Origin of the sequence: Micromonospora sp. CA-248212 (assembly GCF_050948405.1) — a bacterium.
In the GTDB taxonomy this organism is placed as follows: Bacteria; Actinomycetota; Actinomycetes; order Mycobacteriales; family Micromonosporaceae; genus Micromonospora.
Map to the genome: position 1 here is coordinate 2739071 of NZ_CP192023.1, position 23430 is coordinate 2762500.

The window sequence follows — 23430 nt, forward strand, 5'->3', positions numbered from 1 at the left end:
CCTCTCCCCCTTGCGCGGGGGAGAGGGCCCGTCAGCCGTCGCCGGACTCCAGCTCGCCGAGTTCGCGCAGGCCCGGTAGATCACAGACGGTGATCCGACGGTAGTCGGTGTCGACCAATCCGTCCGATCGCAGCTCTCGCAGGGCCTTCTGAATGGCGGTCTCGGAGGCGCCGCAGATGGTTGCCAGGTCGGGCTGCGTAAGTCGAACGTCGATGATGACGCCGTCCGGTCCCTGTCGACCGTGGCTGCGGCAGAGGTCGGCGATCACCCGGGCCACCCGCAGTTTCACCGGGTACGAGGTGAAGTCGATCCGTCGTCGGTTGGACCAGCGCAGCCGGTCGGAGACCATCGCAGCGAGTTCGAGAGCCGCGTCCGGGTGCTCCTTGAGGAACCGTTTGAAACGGTCCGGCTGGATCACGCTGTAGATCGCCGGACCGCAGGTCGTCACCGTAGCGGAGCGGGGTTCGTTGTTGAGCGCGGACATCTCGCCCACGAGGTCGCCTCCGACGCGGAGCGACAGGAGAGCGGGCCGGCCATCCGGCAGCGTGGCGGTGACCTTGGTGAGGCCCTCTTCGAGGAGTACGAGATGGGTCTCCCGTACGCCCTCGTGGATCACGATCTGCCCGGCGGGGACCTGACGACGGACACCCAACCGCAGTAGCGCCGTCCGCTCCCGTGGAGCGAGCCGTTGCAGGAACGTGCCGTAGGGCCACGTGTCGCCGGCCAGGTCGCGTGGTCGTAGCACCCGCAGCCTCCTTCTCCAGGGACAGCCGCCGAAGCGTAGCGGTTCCTGCGCGTAGCGCGATGCCCCTGCTTCGACCAACACCTCGATCAACAGGCGAACCGCTGTCAGGGCCAACACCACCATCGGGGGTAACCCGAGGCTGAGCAGCAGGTCAAGCAGATCCGTCCTCATGCGACAAGCACAGCGCGTGGGTGGCTGGGTGATCCCTCAGCAGGACGGGATGACGGGTTCTCGACTTCCGCCTGGGATGCCGTAGTTCTACGGGATTCCGGTCCGCGCATACCGGTTCGATGGCTCCTGCGGTGCTTGCCCGCGGGGCAAGCCGGATGAAGAAGGGCGGAAGTTGGATGCGACATCCCGAGCGGCGGCTGTTGATCTCCGTGGATATGGAGCGGTACAGCAGACGCGGCAACGTCCAACAGTACGAGGCGCAGCGGCACTTCCGAGAGCTGCTGCACGAGGCCGCCGAAGCTGTCGGTCTCGACCGGGTGGCCTGGACGACTCAGCAGGCGGGCGACGGCGAGCTGGCGATCGTGCCTCGTGAGGTGTCCGAGTCGCGGGTGATCGGCAGGTTCGTTCCGGAGCTGAACCGGCGGCTACGCCACCACAACAGCAGCCGTCTCCCGGCTGCAAAGATCCGGCTCCGGGTTGCAGTGCACCAGGGGCTGGTGCACCTGGACGGTGCGAACGGCTTCCCGGGCAACGCCGTGGTGTTCGTCTGTCGCTTGTGCGAGGCCGCTCCGGTCAAGCAGGCGCTGGCCGCCTTCCCTGATGCCGGCGTCGCGCTTGTCGTCTCGACCGAGATCTTTCGTGATGTGGTCACCGAGTACCCGGAGGAGATGCGGCCGGAGCGGTTCGTTCGGATCGAGGTGGCCCACCCGGACAAGGAATTCCGCGAGGACGCCTGGCTGTGCGTGGTGGACGAGGACATCAACGGCACCACGATCCCGGTCGTCCCGTCGCCCACCGAGCACGGCCCTGGGCAGACTGCGGAGAGCCCCACGGATCACGGCGGGATTCGTACCGGGGACATCCGGGTCAAGGGGCAGAACGCGATCGGTCCGGGCGCGACGGCGATCGGCTCGGTCGGCCGCGACGCGAACTTCGGTACGGGTAGAGGCGATCCCCGATGAGCGGTCGGTACGCCCCTGTCTCCGCCGACAGTCCGGGGGACCTGGACGACCCTTGGCACGACGTGTTGGAGGATGCCTCCGGCGATGGCCCACACGGTGACGTCGTGTATGGCGCGGTTCGCGGACCCCGGGACGGCTCGCCTGTCGCGGTGGAGTCCCTCGACGGCGAGGATGAGCCGGTCTCTCCTGCGGAGCCGGCCGAGGAACCACCGGAGGAGGACGATCCGGAAGACCTCCTGGATCCCGGGGACGTGCTGCGTAGGCTGGCTGGCCTGCTGGGCGGTTCGACGATCGATGTCGGCGATGTTCGGGTTCAGGGACAGAACGCCACCGGCCCTGGCGCCGTCGCCATCGGAACGGTCAACGTCACCGCCGGACGATCCGACGGCGCAGGGCGCGTCTGGTTCCAAACCCTTGTCGAGGCCGGTCTTCGTGAGACTGCGGGCAGGTATGCCGACGCGCCGAGTGATCGGCGGCTTGACCACCAACTCCAGCATCACCACCTGGTCTGCCTCTCCGGCTCGGTTGGAAGCGGACGGTTCACCTCAGCCACCCTGGCGGTGGCCCGGAGACACGGGTTCGAGCGGGTCCGCGTACTCGGTGTCGACCAGTTGGCCGACCTGCTCGGCGTGGACGCACCGTTGCCCGCCGGGCACGGTTACGTGCTCCGGCTGAACGAGGCGGCTGTTCGCGAGGTGGACGGGTTCACGCTCGTGGCGTTGGCGGCCCGGGCCGAGACCTCCGGCAGCACGCTCATTCTGGTCGGGGACTTCTCCCGACGAAAGCACGATTTAGTCGGCCACATCGTCGAACACCGTTCGGCCCCGGCGGCCGAGGTGTTTAGGGCGCAGCTTCGCCAACAGCTCACAGGGCAGTGCGTCGGCTGGTGCACAGGCACGTGCGAGGGGCGTTGCGTAGAGCGATACGTGGATGAGGACTGCGTCGGGCATCCACTGCTATCGGCCTACCTGGCCAGCGAAACTCGACCCGGCGACGTCATCGCGATTGTCGCGACGATCGCTCGGACGGTTCCGAAGGGCGGCGCGCTGGCTGAGCGGCTGGAGCAGTTTCTGCCGCTCCAACTACGGGAGCGCGCGGCCGAGATCCTCGACGTGCGACGCCGCGGCGAGGAGGTCGACGCGTTCCCTCACGACGAGGTGCGGGCCTTCCGCCTGTCCTGTGCCGTCCTTGCCGGGCAGCCCGTGACCGAGATACACCAGGCAGCTCAGCGTCTGGCCCGGTTCGACTTCCAGGAACCCGCCTCGACCGGCGCCCCTTTTCGGGGTTCGATGCTCGACGCACTGTTGGGGTCGACACTGGGCCAGGCCGTCACACGGCTGACCGACCCGCGCGTACCAGGTGGGTGCCGGATCGACTTCTCGCCCGGCGCCCAGCCGCTCCGGTCGGTGTTACTGGACGTCGCGTGGACGGAGTGGTGGTCGCCCAAGCAGTTGCTCGACTGGTTGGCAGACCTGATCCGCGGAGACTCTCCGGCGGTCCGACAGGCCGCAGCGGGCGCCATCGGTTGGTCTGCGACACGCGATGTGCAGGCAGCCCTCGACGCCGTGGGGGAACTGGCCCGGGAACGGCGGGCAGGGGTTCGGCAGGCCGCAGCGATCGTCCTGGTCGCCATGGCGATGCAGCCTGGGTTGCGTACTCGGATTCGGGCCGAACTCGATCAGTGGGTAGCCGGTTCAGCAGCTCACCTACGGGACACCGTGGCCCGTGCGTACAGCCTCGGGCTGGCCCGGCTCTGGCCGGAGTCGGCGCTGGTCCAACTGCGTCAGGTTGCGCAGGCCCGGATGCAGCGGCGGAACAACTCCGTCGTACGAGGGCTGGTCGAGGTGTACCGCAACGGTCACGCGGCGAGCGTATTGCCGGCCCTGGTGGACTGGACCTCGTCGGCCGATCCTGAGGTGCGACTCCACGCGGCGCGGACCCTGCGGGTACTTGCGGACCGCTGGGCTGAACCGCCCCGAGAGCACTGGCCGGAGCTGCTGCACCTGGTGGACCAGCGAACGATCGAACTGGCCGACCTTGCCGTCGTCTGGGCGACCGCTCTCAGCCTGCCAAGAACGGCGTACCGATCGTGGCGAACCCTTGGCTTCTGGTTGGACCGGGCGGACCAGCAGCCGGTCGTCGCCGGCCACTGCCTTGACCTGCTGCGTCACGTCATCGCCGGACAGCCCGCGCTGCGTCATCGCCTGAACCATCAGCTTCACCACGTGTGGCGTCCGGTCATGCCACACCACGACCTGCTCGACGACGTACAACTACTGATCGATGAGGAGACGCGATGAGCGCAGGCCCTGTCGGTGGCCCCGGCACGAGAGCACCCGTACCTGGGCAGGTGGAACGCCGCCGCTGGTGGCATGCGTTCTTCCCGCCGACCGAGCCCCCGCTTCCGCCGGCCCCACCTGCGCCGATCGTCCCCGCCACCGTGACATTCCGGCAGGACGTCCCGGTGCCGATCCTGGTGCCGGCGAAGGGGGACGCTTACGACTTCCGCCTGCACACCGTCTACAACTGGACGGCGCAGAACATGACCTACGAGGAGCTTCGGTTTCGCGCCGAGCGGTATCTGGGGTGGGCTGGCGGGATCGTCCGGGAACGGGCGGTGGACCTGGCACGTGAACACGAGCCCCACCGTTCGCACGACCTCGAACGTGCGCTGAACAGTCTGCTCGGTGGTCAGCGCTGGCCGCGTGAGGGTTCGCCGCACTTCGGGGTGCTCGTCCGCGTCAGTCCCGACGAGCGGGTGCGTGAGCGGCTCCGGCCGTACTGGGAGGATCGGATTCGGCTTGAGTGTGATCACGAGTTGCAGAAGATCCGGGCGGCCCAGGCGGATGAGCTGACTCGTCGCTGGTGTGCCGTGCTGCAGAATCTCGAGGACGATCCCGTCACCTCGCACGCGGCGCGGTTGACAAGCGAGCAGTTCGCCGAGGTGTTCGGTCGGTACGTCCAGGAGCGTCGGGAGGCCGTGCCCGAACTCGTGAGACTGCTGCGCGAGGCGGTTCGGGGGCACGGGGATCTCGGTATGGGGCCGAGCGAGTACACGGAGGCGTGGGACGCCGCCCTGCGGACGTACGAGCGCCAGCACGGGTTGTCCGAGCAGTCGAGCTGACAGCGGGGCGTCCTCTGCTGGAACGCCCGGGTGGAGGACGCCACCCTGCGCCGACCGACACCGGCCTTCATCACCATGCAGTAGGCTGTATTAACTTGCAGGAAACAATCACTCTTGCTAGTCTCCTCTGCATAGTCATGCGGAGGTGGGTATGGGAATTCGAGTCGCGGTCGCGGGCGCGAGCGGGTACGCGGGCGGTGAGCTGCTGCGTCTGGTCGCCGGGCACCCGGAGTTCGAGCTGGTCGCCGCCACCGCGCACCGCCAGGCCGGGCACCGCGTCGACGTGGCGCATCCGCAGCTCACCGGGCTCGACCTGGTGTTCGGCGAGACCGATCCGTCGATCCTCGCCGACGCCGACCTGGTCTTCCTGGCGCTGCCGCACGGCGAGTCGGCGGCCCTCGCGGCCCAGCTCCCGCCCGAGGTACGCGTCGTCGACCTGGGCGCCGACCACCGGCTCGCCGACCCGTACGCCTGGGCGCAGTACTACGGCGGCACGCACGCCGGCCAGTGGACGTACGGCCTGCCCGAGCTGCCCGGCCAGCGGGAGCTGATCGCGGGCTCCACCCGGGTCGCGAACACCGGTTGCTACGCCGCCGCGATCACCCTCGCGCTCGCGCCGCTGATCGCCGACGGCGCGGCCAACCCCGCCGACGTGGTCGTGGTCGCCGCCTCGGGCACCTCCGGCGCGGGCCGGGCGGCGAAGCCGCACCTGCTCGGCAGCGAGGTGATGGGCGACCTGTCGCCGTACCGGGTCGGCACCCACCAGCACGTGCCCGAGATCAAGCAGGCCTCCGGGGCGACCGGCCTATCGTTCACCCCGGTCCTCGCGCCGATGCCACGCGGCATCCTCGCCACGGTCACCGCCGTGCCGGCTCGCGGCGTCGACCCGCAGGAGGTGCTGACGCGGGCGTACGCCGACGCGCCGTTCGTGCACGTGCTGCCGGAGGGGAGGTGGCCGCACACGGCCGCCACGCTGGGCTCCAACTCGTGTCATCTGCAGGCCACCGTCGACGTCGACTCGGGTCGGCTGATCGTGGTCAGCGCCCTGGACAACCTCGGCAAGGGCGCCGCCGGCCAGGCCGTGCAGAACGCCAACCTGATGCTCGGCCTGCCGGAGACGACGGGCCTGTCGATCTGGGGAGTCAGCCCGTGAACGCGAGGAGTGCAGCGCGGCCCAGTCCCGCAGTCGCGAACGGGAGGGGAGTCGCGTGAGTGTCACCACCCCTCGGGGGTTCCGGGCCGCTGGAGTGACCGCCGGACTGAAGGCCAGCGGTGGCCCGGACCTCGCGCTGGTGGTCAACGACGGCCCGGACGCCGGTGTCGCCGGTGTCTTCACCACCAACCGGGTCAAGGCCGCGCCGGTGCTCTGGAGCCAGCAGGTCGTGCAGGGCGGCGTGGTCCGCGCGGTGGTGCTCAACTCCGGTGGCGCGAACGCCTGCACCGGCCCGGCCGGTTTCCAGGACACGCACGCCACGGCCGAGCACACCGCCTCGGCGCTGAGCGCGGTCAGCCCGCGGCTGCTCCTCGGGGCCGGCGAGGTGGCGGTCTGCTCCACCGGGTTGATCGGTGAGCGGTTGCCGATGGACAAGCTGCTGCCGGGCGTCCGTACCGCCATCCGGCAGTTGTCGCGTGACGGCGGCCTGGCCGCCGCCGAGGCCATCATGACCACCGACACCCGGCCGAAGACCACGGTGGCCCGGGGCAGTGGATGGACGGTCGGCGGCATGGCCAAGGGCTCCGGCATGCTCGCGCCGGGCATGGCCACCATGCTCTGCGTGCTCACCACCGACGCGGTGGCCGGGCCGGCGGTCCTGGACGAGGCGCTACGCGCCGCGGCCCGGGTGACGTTCGACCGGGTCGATTCCGACGGCTGCATGTCCACCAATGACACGGTGCTGCTGTTGTCCAGCGGCGCCAGCGGCATCGAGCCGACCCCGGCCGAGTTGGCCGCCGCGGTCACCACGGCCTGCCACGACCTGGCGCAGCAGCTCATCGCCGACGCGGAGGGCGCCACCAAGCAGGTCGCCATCGACGTCGTGGGGGCCGCGACCGAGGACGACGCGGTCGAGGTGGGCCGCTCGGTCGCTCGCAGCAACCTGGTCAAGACCGCCCTGTTCGGCAACGACCCGAACTGGGGTCGGATCCTCGCCTCGGTCGGCACCACCACGGCCGCCTTCGAGCCGGACAAGGTGGACGTGGCCGTCAACGGGGTCTGGCTGTGCCGGGGCGGCGCGGTGGCCGAGGACCGTTCGACGGCCGACCTCAGCGCGCGGGACGTCAGCATCCGGATCGACCTGCGCGCGGGCGATTCGACGGCCACCATCTGGACCAACGACCTGTCCCACGCGTACGTGCACGAGAACTCGGCGTACTCGACATGAATCTCAGCAGTGATCTCACCCGTGCGCAGGTGAAGGCGGAGACGCTGATCGAGGCGCTGCCCTGGCTGGCGCGTTTCTCCGGCTCCACGGTCGTCGTCAAGTACGGCGGCAACGCCATGACCGAGCCGGAGTTGCAGCGGGCGTTCGCGGCCGACATGGTGTTCCTGCGGTACGCCGGTCTGAAGCCCGTGGTGGTGCACGGCGGCGGTCCGCAGATCTCGGCCATGCTGGGCCGGCTCGGCATCGAGAGCGAGTTCCGGGGCGGTCTGCGGGTGACGACCGCCGAGGCGATGGACGTGGTCCGGATGGTGCTCGTCGGGCAGGTCGGGCGGGAGCTGGTCGGGCTGATCAACTCGCACGGCCCGTACGCCGTCGGCCTCTCCGGCGAGGACGCGCGGCTGTTCACGGCGGTGCGCCGCCCGGCGTACGTGGACGGGCTGCCGGTCGACGTGGGCCAGGTGGGCGACGTCGAGTCGGTGGACACCTCGGCGGTGACCGACCTGATCGACGCCGGCCGGATCCCGGTGATCTCGACGGTCGCGCCGGACGTCGACGGTGTCCTGCACAACCTCAACGCGGACACCGCCGCCGCCGCGCTCGCCGTCGCCCTACGGGCCCGCAAGCTGGTCGTCCTCACCGATGTGGCCGGCCTGTACGCCGACTGGCCGGACACCAACAGCCTGGTCTCCGTGATCACCGCGGACGACCTGGCCAAGCTGCTGCCCCGCCTGGAGTCGGGGATGGTACCGAAGATGGAGGCCTGCCTGCGGGCCGTGCGCGGGGGCGTGCCGGCCGCGCACGTGGTCGACGGCCGGGTGGCGCACTCCACGTTGCTCGAGGTGTTCACGTCGGAAGGGTTCGGAACGATGGTGGTGCCGCAGGACGGGACGGACGGGGCATGAGCAGTCTGGTGCGACGGTGGACGCAGTCCATGATGGACAACTACGGAACTCCGCCGCTGGCGCTGGTCTCCGGCGCGGGCGCCGTGGTGGTCGACGAGGCGGGCCGCGAGTACGTGGACCTGGTGGGCGGGATCGCGGTGAACGCTCTCGGTCACGCCCATCCGGCGGTGGTGGCCGCCGTGTCGAAGCAGGTGGCCACGCTGGGGCACGTCTCCAACCTCTTCGTCGCCGAGCCGCCGGTGGCTCTCGCGGAGCTGCTGCTGGCGCTCGCCGGCAGCCGAGCCGGCCGGGTCTTCTTCGCCAACTCCGGCGCGGAGGCGAACGAGACCGCCTTCAAGCTGTCCCGGCGCACCGGGCGCAGCCACGTGGTCGCCACCAACGGCGGCTTTCACGGTCGCACCATGGGCGCCCTCGCCCTGACCGGTCAGCCCGCCAAGGCGGACCCGTTCCGGCCGTTGCCCGGCGAGGTGACCCACGTCGACTACGGCGACGTGAGCGCCCTGGAGGCGGCGGTCACCGACGCCACCGCAATGGTGATCCTGGAGCCCATCCAGGGTGAGAACGGCGTGGTCGTACCGCCGACCGGCTACCTGACGGCGGCCCGGCGGATCACCGCCCGGCACGGGGCGCTGCTGGTGCTCGACGAGGTGCAGACCGGCATCGGCCGTACCGGGCACTGGTTCGCCCACCAGGCCGAGGGCGTGGAGCCCGACGTGGTGACCCTGGCCAAGGGCCTGGGTGGTGGGCTGCCGCTGGGCGCGACGCTCGCCTTCGGCCGGGCCGCCGACCTGCTCACCCCCGGCTCGCACGGTACGACCTTCGGCGGCAACCCGGTGAGCTGCGCCGCCGCGCTCGCCGTGGTGGCTACCATCGCCAACGAAGGGCTGCTCGACCACGTCAAGCGCGTCGGCGAACGGCTGCGTCGGGGCATCGAGGCGCTGGACCACCCGCTCGTCGCGGGCGTACGCGGGGCCGGGTTGCTGCTCGGCGTGGTGCTCACCGCGCCGGTGTCGACGGTCCTGGCCGAGGCGCTGCGGGAGGCCGGCTTCCTGACCAACCCGGTGCAGCCGGGCGTACTCCGCCTCGCCCCGCCGTTGATCCTCACCACCGAGCAGGTCGACGCGTTCCTCGCCGCGCTCCCGGCGGCCCTGGACGCGACGGCCCCGGCGGCGGCCGGCACGAGCGCTCCCGCGACCACCGAATCCTCCACCCAGCCCACCACGACGGGGACGACCGCATGATCCGGCACTTCCTGCGCGACGACGACCTCTCGCCCGCCGAACAGTCGAGCGTGCTCGACCTGGCGGCCCGGATGAAGGCCGATCGGTTCGGCCACCAACCGCTGGCCGGCCCCCGCTCGGTGGCGGTGCTCTTCGACAAGCAGAGTCTGCGGACGCGGATCTCGTTCGACGTCGGCATCGCCGAGCTGGGCGGCCATCCGCTGGTCGTGGACACCCAGGTCACTCACTTCGGCCGGGGCGAGACGCTCGCCGACGCGGGCCGGGTGCTGTCCCGCTACGTCGCGGCGATCGTGCTGCGTACCCACGGCGACGACCGGATCGCCGAGGTCGCCGGCGGCGCTACCGTCCCGGTGGTCAACGCGCTCACCGACGGGTTCCACCCCTGCCAGCTGCTGGCCGACCTGCTGACCATCCGGGAGCGGTGCGGCGGCACGTCCGGCCGGACCCTGGCCTATGTGGGCGACGGCGCGAACAACATGGCGCAGTCGTACCTGCTGGCCGGGGCCATGGCCGGGATGCACGTGCGGATCGCCGGCCCGGCGGGGTTCGCGCCGGACGAGGACGTGGTGCGGCGGGCCGCCGAGATCGCGGCCGGGACCGGCGGGTCGGTACGGGTGCTGACCGACCCGGCGCAGGCGGCCCGCGACGCCGACGTGCTGGCCACCGACACCTGGACCTCGATGGGTCAGGAGGCCGACGGTTTGGACCGCATCACCCCGTTCCTGCCGTACCAGGTCAACAAGGAGCTGCTCGACCACGCCGCGCCGGACGCGATCGTGCTGCACTGCCTGCCGGCGCACCGGGGCGAGGAGATCACCGACGAGGTGCTCGACGGTCCGCAGAGCGCGGTGTTCGACCAGGCGGAGAACCGGCTGCACGCCCAGAAGGCGCTGCTGGCGTTCCTGCTCGCGGCCTCCGGGGAGCGACGATGACCGCCCCCTTGACCCGCGCCGCCCGGCACGCCCGGATCGTCGAGCTGATCCGGGACCGGCCCGTACGCTCGCAGACCGAACTGGCCGACCTGCTCGCCGCCGACGGCGTCGGGGTCACCCAGGCGACCCTCTCGCGCGACCTGGAGGAGTTGGGCGCGGTCAAGGTGCGCGGCGGCGACGGCCCGGCCGTCTACCTGATCCCCGAGGACGGGAAACGGCCGCTGCGCGACGCCGAGGCCGCCCCGGCCCGGCTGGTGCGCCTGCTGCGCGAGCTGCTCAACGGGGTGGACGCCAGCGGCAACATCGCGGTGCTGCGTACCCCGCCGGGTGCGGCCCAGTACCTGGCCAGCGCGTTGGACCGGGCGGGCCTGCCCGAGGTCGTCGGCACCATCGCCGGCGACGACACCATTCTCGTCGTGGCCCGTGAGACCGTCGGTGGGGCCGCGCTCGGCGACAAGCTCGCCGGTTGGTCCCGCCGGGAAGACAGCGTCGAAGGGGACAGCGCACCGTGACCGCGCACAGGTGGAGCACGCCGAGCCGGATGGCTGCGGCCCGTGCCGCCCGGATGGGTGGCTGACGAACATGGGGACCACAATGGGCGGCGTGGACGACAAGACCCTCACCGAGAACAGCGCCGGCACCAACCGGACGAGCCTGTGGGGTGGCCGGTTCGCCGGTGGCCCCGCCGAGGCGCTCGCCCGGCTGTCGGTGAGCGTGCAGTTCGACTGGCGGCTGGCCCCGTACGACATCGCGGGTTCCCGGGCGCACGCCCGGGTCCTGGCCGGCGCCGGCCTGCTCGACCCGGAGGAGCTGGGCCGCATCCTGGCGGCCCTGGACGACCTGGAGGCGGCCTGCGCGTCGGGGGCGTTCCGGCCCACCGTCGACGACGAGGACGTGCACACCGCGCTGGAACGGGGGCTGCTGGAGCGTCTGGGGAGCCTCGGCGGCAAGCTGCGTGCCGGTCGGTCCCGCAACGACCAGGTCGCCACCGACCTGCGGCTCTACCTGCGGGACCACGCGCGGGGTGTGGCCAGCCGCGTCGTCGAGCTGGCCGAGGCGCTCGTCGAGCAGGCCGAGCGGCACGTCGACACGGCCGCGCCCGGTATGACCCACCTCCAGCACGCCCAGCCGGTCACCTTCGGGCACTGGTTGCTGGCCCACGTGCAGCCGCTGCTGCGCGACCTGGAGCGGCTGCGCGACTGGGACCACCGGGCGGCGATCAGCCCGCTCGGCGCGGGCGCGCTCGCCGGGTCGGGGCTTCCGCTGGACCCGGTGGCGGTCGCCAAGGAGCTGGGTTTCCGCACGTCGTTCGCCAACTCGATGGACGCGGTCGCCGACCGGGACTTCGTGGCCGAGTTCCTCTTCACCACCGCGCTGATCGGGGTGCACCTGTCCCGCCTGGGCGAGGAGGTGGTGCTGTGGACGTCGCACGAGTTCGGCTGGGTAGAGCTGGACGACGCGTTCGCGACCGGTTCGTCGATCATGCCGCAGAAGAAGAACGCGGACATCGCCGAGCTGGCCCGGGGCAAGTCCGGCCGGTTGGTCGGCGGCCTGATGACGGTGCTGACCATGCTCAAGGGCCTGCCCATGACGTACGACCGGGACATGCAGGAGGACAAGGAGCCCGCGTTCGACGCCGTCGACACCCTGGAGCTGCTGCTCCCGGCCCTGGCCGGGATGATCTCGACGATGACCGTCCGGGTGGACCGGCTCGTCGCGGCCGCGCCGGTGGGCTTCTCCCTCGCCACCGAGGTCGCCGACTGGCTGGTCCGGCGCAACGTGCCGTTCCGTGACGCGCACGAGATCACCGGTCGGTTGGTGGCGCTCTGCGCGGCCCGCGAGTGCGAGCTGGAGGACGTCTCCGACGCCGACCTGGCCGCCGTCAGCGAGCACCTCGACCCGTCCGTGCGTGACGTGCTCTCGGTGCGCTCGGCCCTCGCGGCCCGCACCACCCCCGGCTCGACCGGCCCCGGTCCGGTCGCCGACCAGCTCGCCGCCGCGGCGGACCGGCTGGCCGGCTGGCGGGAGTGGGCCACCGAGCGGGTCGTACCCCGCTGACGCCAGGCGTGGCGTCGGCGCGGGCCGCCGGCGCCACGGTGGTTCAGGCCGTCGGGCGCTCCCGCTTCGGGAGCTTGGCCACCACCATGTCGTACGACGAGTCGACCGCCTCGGTCAGCTCGTCGGTGTCGATCCCGCCGTCGAGGCGCAGCGTGTTCCAGCCGGACCGGCCGATGTACGGCATCGGGCGCGCGTCGGCGGGGTGGCGGTGCAGCCACTCGTCGGCGATCTCGCGGGTCGCGCCGCACTTCACGCCGACGGTGGGCGCCGCGACGCCGTTGCCGAGGAACGCGAAGATCCGGCTGCCCACCTTCACCACCTCGTCGTCCTCCCACGGCCGGTCCAGCCACGCTCCCGGCTTGGCCAGGCAGTACGACAACATCTCCGCACGTTCCACAAACCCCTCCTAGTCATAACCCCGCCCCCCGCCCCGCGCCCCGCGCTCGCACATCGCGCCGATCTTGCAGTTTGTGCTGTCGATACGCGACCGATCTCCCGTTCTGTCGGGACAGAAAGTGCAAGATCGGCGCGGGGATCAGGGGGTTTGGTCCGTGGAGCGGGCCGCTACCCGTTCGTAGCGTTGGCGGGCGGCCTGCGCGCTGCCCAGCCCCAGCCCGTACGCGATGGACTGCCAGGTCAGGCCCCGGTCGCGGGCGAGGGTGAGCAGTCCCGCCTCCAGGGCGTCCAGCTCGGCGCGTACGTGTGGCAGCAGGGTCAGGGCGGCCGTCAGGTCGGCGGCGTCGACCGGCTCCTCGGCGGGCTCCCGCTCGGCGCCGCCGGCGGCGAGCGCGGTGACCAGGGCGACCGCCTCCCACGGGTCCAGCACGTGCGGGTGGGCCCAGCGCCCCCGCCGCGCGTCGGAGCCGGCGTGCCGCTCGCTGATCCGTTGCAGCGCCTCGTAGGTGCGGTGGGCGCGCGCCCGACCCGGGTCGGGCGCCGTGAAGAGGTCCGAGGTGGTCATGTACCGAGCACACCCCATCAACGAGCTGTTGTCAACGGTCTGTTGAAGCGTGGCGGCACGAGAATCCGTGCCGCCACGCCACGACTCAGAGCGCCAGGTCGAACCGGTGCTCGTCAGTGATGGAGTTGCACAGTGCGTCGCAGGAGTTTCCGGTCACCACACCGAACGCGACGCCCGGCGCGAAGGGGCGCTCGGTGGCGGTCACCGCGATCCGCACCTTCTGGGTGGTGGCGTCGCAGAACACCTTGCGGTTGGTCGTGCCGGTGCGCATCGAGTCTCCGATCGCCTGGGCGACCTTGACGGTCAGGTCGACCTGCGTCGGCTGCGAGCAGGTCAGGGTGACCGGGACGAAGACCGCCGCCCCACTGGCGTCGATCTTGCCGCTGCCGCCCAGTGCGACGGCGCTCAGCGGGGCGCCGTCGATCGCCGCGCTCTGCGGGGCGCTGGCGCTGGCCGACGGAGCGAGAGCCAGCACCGCCCCGGCCGCGGCCAGGCCGATCGCGAGCAGGGGGCGACGGATCGTGCGTACGGTCATGATGGTTCCTCTCCCAATGTGTCGCCGCACCCTGCGACGACACCGGAAACACCCCCCGGGGGCGGCGCGGGTTTCGGCGGCTCGGATGGCGAGAAGGTGAACCTTGGTGAGCCTCCCGGTGGCCCCGGGATCGTCGAACGGCGTGACCCGCGCGTGGCCTGGGTACCGTTCGGTCCATGGAACTCCTGCCGGACGACCGCACGGCCGACGCCGGCCTGGCCGAGTTGGCGGACCTGCTCGCCGGCCCGCTGCTGCCGGCGGCGCGTGGCCTGCTGGGCTGCCGCCTCACCGCCGGGGGCGTCACCGTCCGGATCACCGAGGTCGAGGCGTACGCGGGCACGGCCGGTGACCCCGCCTCGCACGCCCACCGGGGCCGGACGCCCCGCAACGCGGTGATGTTCGGTCCCGCCGGGCACGCCTACGTCTACTTCACCTACGGGATGCACTGGTGCGTGAACGTGGTCACCGGTGACGAGGGGGAGGCCGCCGCCGTGCTGCTGCGCGCCGGCGCGGTCATCGACGGCGTGACCACGGCACGCGAGCGCCGGCCGGCCGTGCGGCGCGACGTGGACCTCGCCCGTGGGCCGGCCCGGCTCTGCGCCACGCTCGGCATCGACCGCGCGGCGTACGGCGCGTACCTGCTCGGCGACGGCCCGGTCCGGTTGCGACCGCCCGCCGAGCCGGTACCGGAGGAGGCGGTGACGGCGGGGCCCCGGGTCGGCGTGACGGGCGCGCACGACCTGCCCTGGCGGTTCTGGCTCGACGGCGATCCGACGGTCAGCGCGTACCGGCGGCACGTGCCCCGCGTCCGCCGCTGAGCGCGCCGCGACGGAGGTTGTCGGAGGGTGTGGCCATAATCACCGAACCTGCTCACCGACGGTTTCGGAGGACGTCATGGCAACTCTGCTCGCGATCGGCACCGCGAAGGGATTGTTTCTCGCCACCAGCGCCGACGATCGGCGCAGTTGGGAGATCACCGGTCCGCACTTTCCGATGACCGGTGTCTATTCGGTGGCGGTGGACGCCCGCCGTTCGACCCCGCGGCTGCTCGCCGGCATGACCAGCTCGCACTTCGGCCCAAGTGTCGCCACCAGCGACGACCTCGGCGCCACCTGGGACGAGCCCGACCAGGCGCCGGTCGCGTTCCCGGCCGACACCGGCGTCTCCCTCGGGCGGGTCTGGCAGCTGATGCCGGCCGGCCCCGACGAGCCGGACGTCATCTGGGCCGGCACCGAACCCTCGGCGTTGTTCCGGTCCACCGACGGCGGCCGCAGTTTCGAGCTGGTCCGTTCCCTCTGGGATCACCCGCACCGCCCGCAGTGGGAGGCCGGGTTCGGCGGTCAGGCCGTGCACACCGTGCTGCCCCACCCGCGTGACCCGGCTCGACTGCTGGTCGCCATGTCCACCGGCGGGGTCTACCGCTCGGAGGACGCCGGGGCGACCTGGGCGCCGGGCAACACCGGCATCCGCGCCTACTTCATGCCCGACGAGTGGCCGGAGTTCGGCCAGTGCGTGCACAAGGTCGCCCGGGACGCCGACAATCCCGAGCGGCTGTACGCGCAGAACCACCACGGCGTCTACCGTTCCGACGACGACGGCCGTACCTGGTCCTCGATCGCCGACGGGCTGCCCAGCGACTTCGGCTTCCCGATGGTGGCTCACCCCGGGCGCGGCGGCACGGTGTGGACCTTCCCGCTGGTGGCCGACAGTGAGCGGTTTCCGGCCGATCACCGCTGCCGGGTGTTCCGTTCCGTCGACGCCGGCGGCAAGTGGGAGGCGCAGTCGGTGGGGCTGCCCGAGGGGCCGTTCTATCCGGCGGTGCTGCGCGACGCCATGTGCGCCGATGACGCGACGCCGGGTGGGGTCTACTTCGGCACCCGCTCCGGGTCGGTCTTCGCCAGCCGCGACGAGGGCGACTCCTGGTCGTCGGTCGCCACCCACCTGCCCGACGTGCTCTGCGTCCGCGCCGCGCAGGTCTGAGCGTGGTCACCGTGCTGCTGCCCGGCCCGTTGCGCGGCGAGGCCGGGGGCGCGAGTCGGCTGACCGTCACCGCCGCCGGGACGCTGCGGGCGGTCCTCGATGAGGTTGCCGTCGCGCATCCCCGGCTGGCCCGGCGGATCCGCGACGAGCGCGGTGAGCTGCGCCGCTATGTGAACGTCTTCGTCGACGGGGAGGACTGCCGGCATTCCGGAGGTCTGGCCACGACGGTCGTGGACGGCGCGGAAGTGCAGGTGTTGCCCTCCGTGGCGGGCGGCTGAGCGAGCCGGTTCTGCGACGTGGTGTCCGGTTGCGGTGGTGACCGGCGCCACTGCGCGACGTCCTGCCGATGGAATAGTTGACTCGTCAAATAAGTTGTGAGCTGCGTCCGGGTACCACGACGGCATCCGGTTGACACGCGAGGAGCTGGTCATGCAGTTCGGAGTCTTCACCGTCGGTGACGTCACGGTCGATCCGACCACCGGTCGGGAGCCGACCGAGCATGAGCGGATCAAGGCGATGGTCGCCATCGCACTCAAGGCCGAAGAGGTCGGGCTCGACGTCTTCGCCGCCGGGGAGCACCACAACCCGCCGTTCGTCCCGTCGTCCCCGACCACCATGCTCGGTCACATCGCGGCCCGCACCGAGCGGCTGTTGCTGTCCACCGCGACCACGCTGATCACCACCAACGACCCGGTGAAGATCGCCGAGGACTACGCGATGCTCCAGCACCTGAGCGACGGCCGGGTGGACCTGATGATGGGCCGTGGCAACACCGGCCCGGTGTACCCGTGGTTCGGCAAGGACATCCGCGCCGGCATCCCCCTGGCCATCGAAAACTACGACCTGCTGCACCGACTGTGGCGCGAGGACGTGGTCGACTGGAAGGGCAAGTACCGCACGCCGTTGCAGTCCTTCACCTCGACGCCGCGCCCGCTCGACGGGGTGCCGCCGTTCGTCTGGCACGGCTCGATCCGCAGCCCCGAGATCGCCGAGCAGGCCGCGTACTACGGCGACGGTTTCTTCGCCAACCACATCTTCTGGCCCAAGGAGCACACCCAGCGGATGGTCGGCCTCTACCGCCAGCGGTACGCCCACTACGGCCACGGCTCCGCCGACCAGGCCATCGTCGGCCTCGGCGGCCAGGTGTTCATGCGCCGCAACTCGCAGGACGCCGTCCGGGAGTTCCGGCCGTACTTCGACAACGCCCCGGTCTACGGGCACGGGCCGTCGCTGGAGGAGTTCACCCGGGAGACCCCGCTGACCGTGGGCAGCCCGCAGCAGGTCATCGACCGGACGCTCGGCTTCCGCGAGTACGTCGGCGACTACCAGCGGCAGCTGTTCCTGATGGACCACGCGGGCCTGCCGCTCAAGACGGTGCTGGAGCAGCTCGACCTGCTCGGCGAGGAGGTCGTGCCGGTGCTGCGCAAGGAGTTCGCCGCCCTGCGCCCGGCGCACGTGCCGGACGCGCCCACGCACGCCTCGCTCGTCGCCGCGGCCGGCGGCGCGAAGGACAGCACCGTGCACGCCGTCGACGACGTGACGGGCAAGGCGCCGGAGGGGGCGACCCGATGACCCGCCGCACGCTGGCCGTGGTGTCGGCGGGGCTGAGCCAGCCCTCGTCCACCCGGCTGCTCGCCGACCAGCTCGCCGGGGCGACCCGCGACGAGCTGGTCCGGCGGGGCCACGACGCCGAGCTGCGCGCGATCGACCTGCGCGAGTACGCCCACGACGTCGTCAACAACATGCTCACCGGGTTCCCGCCGGCCGCGCTGCGCGAGGCCATCGACACGGTGACCGGGGCGGACGGCATCATCGCCGTCACCCCGATCTTCAGCGCCTCGTACAACGGGCTGTTCAAGTCGTTCTTCGACGTCCTCGACGCGGGCTCGCTGGTCGACCGGCCGGTGCTCATCGCCGCCACCGGTGGCACCGCCCGGCACTCCCTCGCGCTGGAGCACGCGGTCCGTCCGATGTTCAGCTACCTGCGGGCGGTGGTGGTCCCCACGGCGGTCTTCGCCGCACCGGAGGACTGGTCCGACGGGACCGCCGACGGCGCGTTGCGGGGCCGGATCCGGCGCGCCGCCGGGGAGCTGGCCGACCAGGTCGAACGCCGGCCGCCCACCAGCGGCCCGGCGGACCCGTTCGCCCTCACCACCGACTTCCTGCAGATGCTCGGCCGAGGTGGCGACGCCCCGGTCAGCTGACCGGGTGGGCCACCAGCACCGGGCAGTGCGCGTGGTGGACGGCGGCCTGACCGACCGAGCCGAGCAGCAGCCCTTCGAACTGCCCCCGCGCCGCGCCGCCCCCACTCCGACGCCGATCTTGCAGATTCTGTTGGCGGAATGTCGTCTTGGTGAGCTTGTGTCGCGACAGGAAGTGCAAGATCGGCGAAAGCGGGGGTGTCGGGGGTGGGGCTTACTCTCGCCGGGTGACTTTTGAGGTGCTGCTGCGGCCGGTGCGCGAGGACGATCTCGTGGAGTTCTTCCTGCACCAGCAGGATCCCGAAGCGAATCGGATGGCCGCGTTCGGTCCCGCCGACCCGTCCGACCACCGCGAGTTCGCCCGCCACTGGGCGCGGGTGCTCACCAACCCGGCGAACCGGGTCCGCACCGTCGAGGCCGATGGCGAGGTGGTCGGCTACGTGAGCGCCTTCCCGGTCGACGACCAGACCGAGGTCAGCTACTGGATCGACCCGACCCGCTGGGGTCGGGGCTACGCCACCGAGGCCCTGGCCGCGCTGCTGCGCGAGCTGCCCCGGCCGGTGCACGCCCGGGCCGCGAAGGACAACGCCGCCTCTCTCGCGGTGCTGTGCAAGTGCGGGTTCGTCGTGGTCGGCGAGGACTCGGGGTACGCCAACGGGCGCGGCACCGAGGTCGAGGAGTGGCTGCTGGAGCTGCCCGCCGACGCCCCTGACCTGGGCTAGCACTAGTCTCGCGGGGTGAATTGGTTGGATCTGGTCGGCTGGGCCGGCTCCGCGGTGCTGGTCTGGTCGCTGCTGCAGTCGCGCATCCTGCGCCTGCGCGCTTTGAACCTCGTCGGTTGCGCCGTGCTGATCGGCTACAACGCCGCCATCGAGGTGTGGCCCATGGTCGGGCTCAACATCGTCCTCGCGGTGATCAACATCTGGTACCTGCGGGGAATGCTCGCCACCCGCCACGACGAGCAGACCTACCAGGTGGTCCAGGTCGGGGTCGACGACCAGTTCCTCGCCCACACGCTGCGGGTGCACGGGTCGGACATCGCCCGCTTCAACCCCGACTTCCACTGGGATCCGGCCGCCGCCGACCGCTCGGCCTTCCTCGTGGTCACCGCCGACGAGGTGGTGGGGGTGGTGCTGTCGCACGCCGAGGCACGCGGGGTCGCCCAGATCGACCTGGACTACGTGACCCCGAAGTTCCGGGACTTCACGCCCGGCGAGTTCGTCTACCGGCGCAGCCGCCTCTTCACCGAACGCGGCTTCCACCGGGTCGTCAGCCCGCCCGGCATGGTCGCCCCCTACTACCACCGGCTCGGTTTCCGGCCCGAGGGCGACTCGTACGTCCTCGACCTGCCCGCGTCACCCGCAGCCGAATCGGCGTAGCGTCACCCCGGCAGGGTTCGGCCGACCCCGCACGGGGCACAGAAGCGCGTACGCCGGGCGGCCTCGTCGACCGGCGGGCGCCGTGCGTACGGCCGGCGTCACCATCGCAGAGGGAGCGAACCGGGCGTGCAGAGCTACGGGAGCCAACTGGCCCTGGTCGGGATCCTGATCGTGATCAACGCGCTCTTCGCCGGCAGCGAGATGGCGTTGGTGTCACTGCGGGACAGCCAGATCCAGCGCCTCGAACGCACCAGCCGGGCCGGAGGGGTGCTCGCCCGGCTCGCCAAGGACCCGAACCGCTTCCTCGCCACCATCCAGATCGGCATCACCCTCGCCGGCTTCCTGGCCTCCGCCGCGGCGGCGGTCTCCCTCGCCAAGCCCCTCGTGCCGCTGCTCGGGGTCTTCGGCAACGCCGCCGAGACGGTGGCGATCGTGGTGGTCACCCTCGCGCTGACCTTCGTCACCCTGGTCTTCGGCGAGCTGGCGCCCAAGCGGATCGCCATGCAGTCCGCCGAGCGGTGGGCCCTGCTGGTGGCCCGCCCGCTCGACGTGCTCGCCAGCCTCACCCGCCCGGCCGTCTGGGCCCTCGGCGCGACCAGCGACCTGGTCGTCCGCCTGTTCGGGCTCAACCCGAAGCACGAGCCCGAGGAGATCGGCCCGGACGAGCTACGCGACATCGTCGCCGGCAACCACGGCTTCACCAAGGAACAGCGCACCATCATCGCCGGTGCCGTGGAGATCGCCGACCGGCGGTTGCGGGCGGTGCTCGTACCCCGGTTGCAGGTCTTCACGCTCGACAGCGGGACCACGGCGGAGGCCGCGCGGCTCGTGCTGGCCGCCACCGGGCACTCCCGCGCGCCGGTGGTGCGCCACGGCGGCCTGGACGACACGGCCGGCGTGATCCACCTGCGCGACCTGGTCGGCGTGCCCGACGACCGGCCGATCGACGAGATCGCCCGCCCGCCGATGCTGCTGCCCGACTCGCTGCCGGTGGTGGACGCGCTACGTCAGTTCAAGGCCGAGCGCCAGCACATCGCGCTCGTCGTGGACGAGCGTGGCGCCGTCGACGGCATCGTGACCCTGGAGGACATCCTGGAGGAGATCGTCGGGGAGATCTACGACGAGACCGACCGGGACGGCTACTCGGTGCGCCGCGAACCGGACGGCGCGATGGTGCTGCCCGGCACCTTCCCGGTGCACGACCTGCCGGACATCGGCGTCGAGCTGCCCTCGCGCCCGGCCGGCGACTACACCACCGTCGCCGGGCTGGTGCTGGCCCGACTCGGGCACATCCCGACCGTCGCGGGGGAGGACGTCACCCTGGACGGCTGGGTACTGACGGTGGCCGACATCGACCACCGGGCCATCACCGGGGTACGCCTGCGGCAGGTCCCCGCCGCCGACGACGCCGCCGCCGCCGACGCCGACGAGGCCGTCGAGCCGGTGCTGGACGAGGCCCGGAGCTGACCGGGCCCGCCGGTCAGTCGCGCGAGAGGTTCTGCAACCGGACCTGACCGCGGGCGACCAGGCGCTCCTTGGCGTCGCTGATCTCCACCTGCCAGAGCTGCTGGCTGCGCCCCCGGTGCACGGGGGTGCCGACCGCCCGCAGCTCGCCCTCGGGCACGGCCCGCAGGAAGTCGGTCTGGTTCGACACCCCGACCACCGTGCCCCGGTCGCCCAGCCAGAGCGAACCGCCGACGCTGCCCGCCGTCTCCACGACCGAGCAGTACACCCCGCCGTGCTGGATGCCGAACGGCTGGTGCAGCTCCGGACGGACCTGCCAGCTGATGACGACGCGGTCGCCGGTCGCCTCCTCAAAATTCAGGCCGAGCAGGTTGACGAAACCACCCGTCAGATCCGGCATCTCCACGGCAGAACCCTCCTCCAAGAGCGGGGCGCAAGCGTAACCGGGCGCGTCGCTCCAAACCCGGTACGGGTCGATGCCGCCGATGGGGGAGAATCGGTGACCGTGACCGACAGCAACCTCCCGCCGTCCGGGCGGGACTCCCTGACCGACGACCTGCTCTGGCGTGGCCTCATCCAGGACTCGACCGGCCTCGACGAGCTGCGTGAGCTGCTCGACGGCGCGACGGCCACCACCTATTACGTGGGCTTCGACCCCACCGCGCAGAGCCTGCACGTCGGCTCGCTCATGCAGGTCACCACGGCCCGGCGGCTGCAACTCGCGGGTCACCGCCCCCTGCTGCTGGTGGGCGGGGCGACCGGGCAGATCGGTGACCCGAAGGAGAGCGCCGAGCGGACGCTCAACCCGCCCGAGGTGATCGCCGGCTGGGTCGAGCGGATCCGCGAGCAGCTCGCGCCCTTTGTGTCGTACACCGGGGACAACGCGGCGCAGCTGGTCAACAACCTGGACTGGACCGGTGAGATGTCGGTGGTCGACTTCCTGCGGGACGTCGGCAAGCACTTCCCCGTGAACAAGATGCTGGCGCGGGAGGTGGTGCGGGCGCGGCTGGAAACCGGCATCAGCTTCACCGAGTTCAGCTACCAGCTGCTGCAGGCGAACGACTTCTTCGAACTGCACCGCCGGCACGGTTGCCAGCTCCAGTTCGGCGGCTCCGACCAGTGGGGCAACATCACGGCGGGCGTCGACTACGTGCGGAGGCGCGGCGCGGGGCCGGTGCAGGCCTTCACCACGCCGTTGGTCACCAAGGCCGACGGTACGAAGTTCGGCAAGACCGAGGGCGGGGCGGTCTGGCTCGACCCCACGCTGACGAGTCCGTACGCGTTCTACCAGTTCTGGCTCAACGTCGACGACCGCGAGGTCGACCGCTACCTGCGGTACTTCAGCTTCCGTACGCGCGACGAGCTGGAGGAGCTGGCGAAGGCGACGGCCGAACGGCCGGCGGCCCGGCTCGCCCAGCGGGCGTTGGCCGAGGAGCTGACCACGCTGGTGCACGGCCCCGAGGAGACCCGGCAGGCGGTCGCCGCCAGCCAGGCGCTGTTCGGGCGGGGCTCGCTCGACGACCTGGCAGCGGAGACGCTGCGCGCGGCGCTCACCGAGGCCGGGCTCGTGCGGCTCACCGGCGAACTGCCGGACGTGGCGGGTCTGCTGCGGGACTCCGGGCTCGTGAGCGGCCTCAAGGAGGCCCGTCGGGTCATCGCCGAGGGCGGCGCCTACGTGAACAACACGAGGGTGACCGAGGTGGACGCCACGGTGTCGACCGGCGACCTCCTGCACGGCCGATACCTGGTGCTGCGCCGGGGAAAGCGGTCGTTCGCGGGCGTTGAGCTGGGGGAATAGTCGATCGTCGACGATGTGACGGGGGACGCGTCCGGCGGATTTGACGATCATCGGGCCGGACGCGTAACTTTCTCTCTGCCAGCGCGGAACGGACGAAACAGGCGAAAGCCTGAAGCGGCCGGAGCGTGGTGACGGCCTCGGGGTCGGACGGGTTTGCCGTCAGATCGCCGACCGGGTGGTGCTCACGGAAACGCCGCGAGGCGGATTTGGTGCGGTGGAACCGACCGGGTAAGGTAGTCAGTCGGCAGGGAAACGGGCGAGCAAGCGGGCAACCGCTGCGGCCGGCCTGCCAACCCATGACGAGAGCGGCGCGAGCCGGTCGAACCATGGTGCCCGCAACACGGCAGAAAGCACGACGAACCGGGAAACACCGGTTTGACACGGCAGAAACCAGCGGGTAACGTAGTAAAAGTGCCTGGCGCTGAAAGCACCGGGGACGCGGAACGAAAAGCCCCAGGTTGGGGCCCCAGCAATGGGGCTTCGAGTTGGTGTGTGGTTGTTCTTTGAGAACTCAACAGGGTGCTTGTAAAGCCAGTGCCAATTATGATTTATACCCCGGACTGGCAGCCTGCTTTTGGTGGGTTGTTGGTTGGGAT

24 protein-coding genes and 1 pseudogene are annotated in these 23430 nt (G+C 71.3%); 19 read left to right on the forward strand and 6 right to left on the reverse strand.

The genetic code is table 11. From position 1 onward, the window contains the following. Positions 1–31: 31 nt before the first annotated feature. Positions 32–916, reverse strand: coding sequence for a Crp/Fnr family transcriptional regulator (locus tag ACQP03_RS13195; protein WP_357398033.1), 885 nt, complete (start codon positions 914–916; stop codon positions 32–34). A gap of 176 nt (positions 917–1092) precedes the next feature. Between ACQP03_RS13195 and ACQP03_RS13200 the strand changes: the two genes are divergently transcribed. The 10 genes from ACQP03_RS13200 to argH all read left to right on the forward strand — a co-directional run bounded on the left by ACQP03_RS13200 (position 1093) and on the right by argH (position 12516). Then, positions 1093–1878, forward strand: coding sequence for a hypothetical protein (locus ACQP03_RS13200; RefSeq protein ID WP_357398035.1), 786 nt, complete (start codon positions 1093–1095; stop codon positions 1876–1878). A gap of 719 nt (positions 1879–2597) precedes the next feature. Continuing rightward, positions 2598–4178 (forward strand): HEAT repeat domain-containing protein, encoded by a 1581-nt coding sequence (locus tag ACQP03_RS13205; RefSeq protein WP_357398038.1) that lies wholly within the window; start codon positions 2598–2600, stop codon positions 4176–4178. Continuing rightward, positions 4175–5002, forward strand: coding sequence for a hypothetical protein (locus ACQP03_RS13210; protein WP_357175919.1), 828 nt, complete (start codon positions 4175–4177; stop codon positions 5000–5002). The genes ACQP03_RS13205 and ACQP03_RS13210 overlap by 4 nt, the downstream gene beginning before the upstream one ends. Before the next feature lie 151 nt (positions 5003–5153). After that, complete coding sequence (argC, locus tag ACQP03_RS13215) at positions 5154–6155, forward strand: N-acetyl-gamma-glutamyl-phosphate reductase (protein ID WP_357134718.1); 1002 nt, start codon at positions 5154–5156, stop codon at positions 6153–6155. Positions 6156–6210: 55 nt separating this feature from the next. Then, positions 6211–7383 carry a bifunctional glutamate N-acetyltransferase/amino-acid acetyltransferase ArgJ gene (gene argJ, locus ACQP03_RS13220; protein WP_357175922.1) on the forward strand — a complete coding sequence of 391 codons (1173 nt, stop codon included), beginning with the start codon at positions 6211–6213 and terminating at the stop codon, positions 7381–7383. Next, the gene (gene argB, locus ACQP03_RS13225; protein ID WP_357134714.1) at positions 7380–8285 is read left to right on the forward strand and encodes an acetylglutamate kinase; all 906 of its coding nucleotides are present in this window, start codon (positions 7380–7382) and stop codon (positions 8283–8285) included. The genes argJ and argB overlap by 4 nt, the downstream gene beginning before the upstream one ends. Continuing rightward, the gene (locus tag ACQP03_RS13230; RefSeq protein ID WP_357134713.1) at positions 8282–9526 is read left to right on the forward strand and encodes an acetylornithine transaminase; all 1245 of its coding nucleotides are present in this window, start codon (positions 8282–8284) and stop codon (positions 9524–9526) included. Before argB ends, ACQP03_RS13230 begins: the two co-directional genes overlap by 4 nt. Continuing rightward, a complete protein-coding gene (gene argF / locus ACQP03_RS13235; RefSeq protein ID WP_357134710.1) occupies positions 9523–10458 on the forward strand; it encodes an ornithine carbamoyltransferase in 936 nt (311 codons plus the stop codon). Before ACQP03_RS13230 ends, argF begins: the two co-directional genes overlap by 4 nt. Then, positions 10455–10970 carry an arginine repressor gene (locus tag ACQP03_RS13240; protein ID WP_357134708.1) on the forward strand — a complete coding sequence of 172 codons (516 nt, stop codon included), beginning with the start codon at positions 10455–10457 and terminating at the stop codon, positions 10968–10970. The genes argF and ACQP03_RS13240 overlap by 4 nt, the downstream gene beginning before the upstream one ends. An 82-nt stretch (positions 10971–11052) precedes the next feature. Beyond that, complete coding sequence (gene argH / locus ACQP03_RS13245) at positions 11053–12516, forward strand: argininosuccinate lyase (protein ID WP_357134728.1); 1464 nt, start codon at positions 11053–11055, stop codon at positions 12514–12516. A 43-nt stretch (positions 12517–12559) separates the two neighbouring features. Here argH and ACQP03_RS13250 read toward each other — a convergent pair whose 3' ends face one another. The 3 genes from ACQP03_RS13250 to ACQP03_RS13260 all read right to left on the reverse strand — a co-directional run bounded on the left by ACQP03_RS13250 (position 12560) and on the right by ACQP03_RS13260 (position 14012). Continuing rightward, entirely contained in the window at positions 12560–12913 is a 354-nt protein-coding gene (locus ACQP03_RS13250) for an MmcQ/YjbR family DNA-binding protein (RefSeq protein WP_357134706.1), read from the reverse strand. 138 nt (positions 12914–13051) lie between these two features. After that, the gene (locus ACQP03_RS13255; RefSeq protein WP_357134704.1) at positions 13052–13477 is read right to left on the reverse strand and encodes a DNA-binding protein; all 426 of its coding nucleotides are present in this window, start codon (positions 13475–13477) and stop codon (positions 13052–13054) included. A gap of 85 nt (positions 13478–13562) precedes the next feature. After that, positions 13563–14012 (reverse strand): hypothetical protein, encoded by a 450-nt coding sequence (locus ACQP03_RS13260; protein WP_357134702.1) that lies wholly within the window; start codon positions 14010–14012, stop codon positions 13563–13565. Between the two features lie 176 nt (positions 14013–14188). Here ACQP03_RS13260 and ACQP03_RS13265 point away from each other — a divergent pair, with 176 nt between their 5' ends. From ACQP03_RS13265 to ACQP03_RS13285, 5 genes are all read left to right on the forward strand, one after another. Next, positions 14189–14830 (forward strand): DNA-3-methyladenine glycosylase, encoded by a 642-nt coding sequence (locus ACQP03_RS13265; RefSeq protein WP_357134701.1) that lies wholly within the window; start codon positions 14189–14191, stop codon positions 14828–14830. Positions 14831–14906: 76 nt separating this feature from the next. Next, positions 14907–15992: a WD40/YVTN/BNR-like repeat-containing protein gene (locus ACQP03_RS13270; protein WP_357175925.1), complete on the forward strand. Its 1086-nt coding sequence runs from the start codon at positions 14907–14909 to the stop codon at positions 15990–15992. A gap of 2 nt (positions 15993–15994) precedes the next feature. Beyond that, positions 15995–16270, forward strand: a complete 276-nt coding sequence (locus ACQP03_RS13275; RefSeq protein ID WP_357134698.1) for a ubiquitin-like small modifier protein 1 — start codon at positions 15995–15997, stop codon at positions 16268–16270. A 151-nt stretch (positions 16271–16421) separates the two neighbouring features. Further along, the gene (locus ACQP03_RS13280) at positions 16422–17564 is read left to right on the forward strand and encodes an LLM class flavin-dependent oxidoreductase (RefSeq protein ID WP_357175928.1); all 1143 of its coding nucleotides are present in this window, start codon (positions 16422–16424) and stop codon (positions 17562–17564) included. Further along, complete coding sequence (locus ACQP03_RS13285) at positions 17561–18196, forward strand: FMN reductase (protein ID WP_357134694.1); 636 nt, start codon at positions 17561–17563, stop codon at positions 18194–18196. Before ACQP03_RS13280 ends, ACQP03_RS13285 begins: the two co-directional genes overlap by 4 nt. On the opposite strand, the pseudogene ACQP03_RS13290 reads toward ACQP03_RS13285, so the two are convergent. Continuing rightward, positions 18189–18296 (reverse strand): annotated as a pseudogene (locus ACQP03_RS13290) (universal stress protein); the annotation flags it as partial. The gene ACQP03_RS13285 and the pseudogene ACQP03_RS13290 overlap by 8 nt on opposite strands. A 124-nt stretch (positions 18297–18420) precedes the next feature. Here ACQP03_RS13290 and ACQP03_RS13295 point away from each other — a divergent pair. From ACQP03_RS13295 to ACQP03_RS13305, 3 genes are all read left to right on the forward strand, one after another. Then, positions 18421–18915, forward strand: coding sequence for a GNAT family N-acetyltransferase (locus tag ACQP03_RS13295; protein ID WP_357399138.1), 495 nt, complete (start codon positions 18421–18423; stop codon positions 18913–18915). A 15-nt stretch (positions 18916–18930) separates the two neighbouring features. Next, positions 18931–19572, forward strand: a complete 642-nt coding sequence (locus tag ACQP03_RS13300; RefSeq protein ID WP_357134690.1) for a hypothetical protein — start codon at positions 18931–18933, stop codon at positions 19570–19572. Positions 19573–19698: 126 nt separating this feature from the next. Continuing rightward, positions 19699–21039, forward strand: a complete 1341-nt coding sequence (locus tag ACQP03_RS13305; protein WP_357399141.1) for a hemolysin family protein — start codon at positions 19699–19701, stop codon at positions 21037–21039. Positions 21040–21052: 13 nt separating this feature from the next. Here the strand turns inward: ACQP03_RS13305 and ACQP03_RS13310 are convergent, their stop codons facing one another. After that, the gene (locus ACQP03_RS13310) at positions 21053–21460 is read right to left on the reverse strand and encodes a PaaI family thioesterase (protein ID WP_357134687.1); all 408 of its coding nucleotides are present in this window, start codon (positions 21458–21460) and stop codon (positions 21053–21055) included. Positions 21461–21541: 81 nt separating this feature from the next. Here ACQP03_RS13310 and tyrS point away from each other — a divergent pair, with 81 nt between their 5' ends. Then, positions 21542–22834 (forward strand): tyrosine--tRNA ligase, encoded by a 1293-nt coding sequence (gene tyrS / locus ACQP03_RS13315; protein WP_357134727.1) that lies wholly within the window; start codon positions 21542–21544, stop codon positions 22832–22834. Positions 22835–23430 lie beyond the last annotated feature (596 nt).